The organism is Kitasatospora sp. NPDC127035 (genome assembly GCF_042726075.1).
GTDB lineage: Bacteria > Actinomycetota > Actinomycetes > Streptomycetales > Streptomycetaceae > Kitasatospora.
This window is the reverse complement of record NZ_JBHXDN010000032.1, coordinates 1-4,203: the sequence shown is the minus strand read 5'-3', so window position 1 is coordinate 4,203 and position 4,203 is coordinate 1. Positions and strand designations below refer to the sequence as shown.

Genomic DNA, 4,203 nt, shown 5'->3' with positions numbered 1-4,203 from the left:
AACACCCCACACTCCGCAAAACCCTTTTTGGGTGGTTCTGGGGGTGTTTTTTTTTTTAAAACCCCCCCCCCCCCCCCCCCCCCCGGGCCCCCCCCCCCGGCCCCCCGGGGGGGGCCCGACGCGCGAACCGGGTGTCAGACGGTGCCGAACTCGCCGGACCGGACGGCGCCGACGAAGGAGTGCCAGGCGTCGGCGGGGAAGACGAGAGCCGGACCGTGGGGATCCTTGGAGTCGCGCACCGGAACGGCCCCGCGGAAGCTCACGGAGACCTCCACGCATTCACCGCCGTTGTTGGAGTAGGACGACGTGAACCAAGACGCGCGGGACAGGTCGGAGTTCATCGGGCAGTTCCTTTCCGCCGTGTGCCTACCTCCGGGGACGCCGCCTTCGACGGCGCTTCAACCGTCTCTCGACCGTACCCGCGCCCTGCCCGGCTGCGACCCCCTGCGCGAGCGTTTTGGTGTCATTCGGCGGGGATGCCGCGGAGGAGGAAGGGGAGGTGGGCGCCTCGGGCGAGGGCGTCGAGGGCCTGGGTGGTGCGGTGGTGTTGGTCGGGGGTCATGGCGTCGGTGAGTTGGGCGCGGTGGAGCCAATGGACGGCGGTGATGGTGTGGGGCGGGCGGTGGCGGGCGACGGTGGATTCCTGGGCGGGGGTGAGTCGGCCGCCCCAGTAGACGAAGTTGACGGCTTCGGGGAGGTGTCGGGCGTCGACGTAGTCGGTGGCGAGGACGGAGCGCAGGGGGAGGACGAGGCCGGTTTCGGTCTCGGTGTGGCGGCGGGCGGCGAGGTGGGGGAGTTCGTCGGCTTCGGCGCTGCCGCCGGGGAGCATGAGGCCGGAGCGGTAGGTGGTGGCGACGAGGAGGATCGCGCCGTCGCGGTTGAGGATGAGGGCCTGGTGGCCGAGGCGGCGGCGGGGCGGGTGGGTCAGGATCGTGGGGAGGTTGTTGAGCACGGGGGTCTCCTCGGTGGGGAGTTGACGGTGGTTCCGGTCGGGCCCGCGCCGGGGTCGGCGGGCCCGACCGTGGGGGTTCAGGGGGTGGGGTCGGAATCGGGACCGGGGTCGGGGTGGGTGTCGGGCGAGAGCCAGGTGAAGCAGGCGGGCAGGCCGGCGCTGATGCCGTTGGCGAGGACGAGGCCGAAGATCAGGAGGCGGGGTCCGAGCGGTCCGTCGTGGATCGGCCGGCAGGCGAGGGCGGCGGTGAGGGTGCTGAGGGCGGGGACGCCGAGGGCGGTGGCGACGAGCGCGGGGGCCCGGTTCACGCCGGGTCGTCGGCGCGCGGCCTGCTGGGCTGCTGGACGCTGAGGTAGCGGGGTTCGGGCAGGGGTCGGACGAGTTCGGGCCTGGTGGTCCACTCGCAGCCGCCGCCCTCGTGGCGGAGGTAGGCGAGGCCGCCGAGGGTGTCCATGTAGACGCCTTCGAGCACCCCACCGGCGGGGACACGGCACCCGAAGTCACGGACCACCTCCCCGACGACGGGGGTGTACACGGGCATGCGGGGGCAACTGGGCATGGGGGCTCCATTGGTCGCACAGGGTCCCGGATCTCTCACGGGGTGTAGCCATCGTGGCCCGCCGACCCCTACTATCGGAAGCCATTCCCACTTGACAGATTTCTCCATGGGATTCAGGGATCGAAGAGGTCTGATTGTGCGTGAGGCGGAGCTCGACCCATCGGCATCTCCACTTGCGGCCTTCGGTGTCCAACTCCGCAGGTCAAGGAAGGCAATCGGGCTGAACCAGATCCAACTGGGACAGCGGACGGGGCTGAGTGACAGCCAGATCTCGAACCTCGAACGAGGGACACGCAATCCCACACTTGACTGGGTACAGAGCGCCGACAAGGTACTGATGACCGGTGGGACTCTGGAACTCATGTACTGGAGCCTGAACGGATCCTCACTGCTGGAGGGCTTCCCTGAGTACGCGGCGTACGAGGCGAAGGCCGTCGAGCTCCGACAGTTCGAGCTCGGCGTCATCCCCGGGCTGTTCCAGACGAAGGCCTACGCGGAGACCCTGGCCGGCGCAGATCTGCGGCGAGGGGTCATCACCGATGAGGAGGCCGAGGGGAGAGTCTCCTACCTGCTCTCCCGTCAGCAGCGTTTCGGAACCCGGGATTCGCCTCTGGTTCACGCGGTGCTCGATGAGAGCTGCCTTCGCCGACTGGTCGGCGGAACGCGGATCATGCGGGAACAACTGGAACATCTCGCCGAGTTGGCCGACCAACCCAGGACTATCATTCAGGTGGCGCCGTTCTCGATGGGCGAGCGTCGAACCCTCGCATTGCCGCTGGTTCTGCTGACCATGGCCGACCGCAGCATGCTCGGGTACACCGAGTCTCAGGAACGCGGCTTTCTCACCAGGGAATCCACAACGGTCACGATGTGGGCCAGGGACTACGATCGGCTCCAGGTGGGAGCCAGCTCGGATGTGGCCTCCCTGGAAGCGATCCGCGCAGCCCGGAAGGACCTCCGACCATGAGCAGCACCATCCCCGTAGACCTGACCGGCGCCGTCTGGGTCAAGTCCAGCCACAGCCAGAACGGCGGGAACTGCGTTGAAGTCGCCGCAGGATTCTCCGGCGCCGTCCCGGTCCGCGACTCCAAGGACCCCCAGGGCCCCGCGCTCGTCTTCCCTGCCGGCGCGTGGCACTCCTTCGTCGCCGCCGTCCAGGACGGCGAGTTCGGCAGCGTCTGACCTGGCCTCCACCCAGAAGGCTCGAAAGGAGCTAGCCCCATGAACCCCGAACTGTCCGGCGCATCCTGGTTCACATCGTCATACTCCGACAACGGCGGTCAGTGCGTAGAGGTCTCCGCGAGCTTCCCCGGTGCCGTTCCCGTGCGCGACTCCAAAGACCCCCAAGGCCCCGCGCTCATCTTCTCGGCCGACGCCTTCACGGCCTTCGTCGACGCCGTCCGGTCCGGCGAGTTCGGCACCGCCTGACAACCGCTCCCCGACGGCTCCGCCCGGCACGACCGGGCGGAGCCGTCGTGCCCTCCCGTCAGGCCGCCCGCCAGCCGGGGGCGTACTCGATGTGAAGCATCCCGGGATCCGTCTTCGCCTGCGTCCAGAAGCCCTTCCCGCGGCTCTGACCGGGCTCGTGGTCCAGCTCGACGCAGTAGTGAACGCCCCCCGAGTACCCGGCCGCCGCCGCGGGCCCCTCAGTACCGAGCGACCTGACCAGCGATCCCGACCAGCGGAACGCCTCGGCGGTCCCCGAGACGAACAACGTCCGCGCCGCGATGGCGAAATGCAGCCCGTCCCGCCACTCGGCGTGGCGGTGGCGCGCGTAGTCGATCCCGTCCTCCGCCGGGAAGTCCGTCTCCGGGATGTCCACGGTGTGCGGCGCCCCCGCGCCCAGCCGGGCCCGGACCTCCTTCCACCGTGAGGGCGGCAGGCCCACACCGTGCTGGAACAGGACGAGGTCCAGCCCGAGCCCGTTGTGCACCCAGTCCGACATTCCGACCGGTCCACGGGCCCAGGCCCGGAGCGGCAGGTGGACCAGCGAGCGCCGCGAGCGTGCGGCCAGCGCCCAGGCCGTGGCCAGGACCCCGGCCCCCGCGCGGTCGGCGTACAACTGCATCGAGAACTGGCTCTCGTACAGCGCGGCCCGGCCCTCCCGCGGGACGGCGGACACCACCCGGTACTCCCCCCGCCCCGTCCTGACCCGGTGGATGGTGGTCCTCAACTTCACCGCGCAGCCCGCATTCGTCCTCCGACGCTCCCGCCCCGGTCCCTTCCGGAGGACGCGGCCTTTCTACCTCGCGCCACGGGCCCCTGTCGCCCGCATTTCCGCGCCCGCACGTACCAGGCGCGCCGCACTCCCCCTTCACGGCGTTCCGCCCCGCCGGATGACACCCGGCGGGGCGGAACGGACCGGCAGCACCCGCGCGGCGCGGGCGGTCGCCTCTGAACAGGACCTCGACGGCGGAAGGTCAGACCTTGCGGATGTTGTAGGCGATGCCGCTGCCGGCGCAGCCGCTGGTGCTGACGGAGCCGGAGACGACCCAACCCGCCGGGATCGGCGAGAACGAGCACACGGTGGCGTAGGTCTGCGTGGTGATCTTGGCGATCGAGTACGCGTAACCGGTGCCCGCGCACCCGCCGCTGCTGTACGAACTCGTGATCACCCAACCCGCCGGAATCGGCGACATCGAACACACCGTCGCGTTCGTCAGCCCGGTCGTATCGGCGATGGTGTACGCGA

The 4,203-nt window shown here is 70.0% G+C and carries 8 protein-coding genes and 1 pseudogene; 3 read left to right on the top strand and 6 right to left on the bottom strand.

The window, feature by feature from the left end; all coding sequences use genetic code 11:
• Positions 1-134: 134 nt before the first annotated feature.
• From ACFWIC_RS21940 to ACFWIC_RS21925, 4 genes are all read right to left on the bottom strand, one after another.
• On the bottom strand, positions 135-341 hold the full coding sequence (locus ACFWIC_RS21940; protein ID WP_355409419.1) for a DUF397 domain-containing protein: 207 nt from the start codon (positions 339-341) through the stop codon (positions 135-137).
• A 122-nt stretch (positions 342-463) separates the two neighbouring features.
• On the bottom strand, positions 464-952 hold the full coding sequence (locus ACFWIC_RS21935) for an NUDIX domain-containing protein (RefSeq protein WP_380519817.1): 489 nt from the start codon (positions 950-952) through the stop codon (positions 464-466).
• 77 nt (positions 953-1,029) lie between these two features.
• Positions 1,030-1,260 (bottom strand): hypothetical protein, encoded by a 231-nt coding sequence (locus tag ACFWIC_RS21930; protein WP_380519816.1) that lies wholly within the window; start codon positions 1,258-1,260, stop codon positions 1,030-1,032.
• Positions 1,257-1,511: a hypothetical protein gene (locus tag ACFWIC_RS21925; protein ID WP_380519815.1), complete on the bottom strand. Its 255-nt coding sequence runs from the start codon at positions 1,509-1,511 to the stop codon at positions 1,257-1,259. The genes ACFWIC_RS21930 and ACFWIC_RS21925 overlap by 4 nt, the downstream gene beginning before the upstream one ends.
• Before the next feature lie 106 nt (positions 1,512-1,617).
• Between ACFWIC_RS21925 and ACFWIC_RS21920 the strand changes: the two genes are divergently transcribed.
• Genes ACFWIC_RS21920 through ACFWIC_RS21910 form a run of 3 tightly spaced genes read left to right on the top strand, consistent with a single transcriptional unit; the run spans position 1,618 to position 2,939 of the window.
• Positions 1,618-2,478, top strand: coding sequence for a helix-turn-helix domain-containing protein (locus ACFWIC_RS21920; protein ID WP_380519814.1), 861 nt, complete (start codon positions 1,618-1,620; stop codon positions 2,476-2,478).
• Positions 2,475-2,693: a DUF397 domain-containing protein gene (locus tag ACFWIC_RS21915; RefSeq protein WP_380362834.1), complete on the top strand. Its 219-nt coding sequence runs from the start codon at positions 2,475-2,477 to the stop codon at positions 2,691-2,693. The genes ACFWIC_RS21920 and ACFWIC_RS21915 overlap by 4 nt, the downstream gene beginning before the upstream one ends.
• 39 nt (positions 2,694-2,732) lie before the next feature.
• Complete coding sequence (locus ACFWIC_RS21910) at positions 2,733-2,939, top strand: DUF397 domain-containing protein (protein WP_380519813.1); 207 nt, start codon at positions 2,733-2,735, stop codon at positions 2,937-2,939.
• 58 nt (positions 2,940-2,997) lie between these two features.
• Here the strand turns inward: ACFWIC_RS21910 and ACFWIC_RS21905 are convergent, their stop codons facing one another.
• Positions 2,998-3,633, bottom strand: a complete 636-nt coding sequence (locus ACFWIC_RS21905) for a hypothetical protein (protein ID WP_329883825.1) — start codon at positions 3,631-3,633, stop codon at positions 2,998-3,000.
• 298 nt (positions 3,634-3,931) lie between these two features.
• A pseudogene (locus ACFWIC_RS21900) lies at positions 3,932-4,203 on the bottom strand (hypothetical protein); the annotation flags it as partial.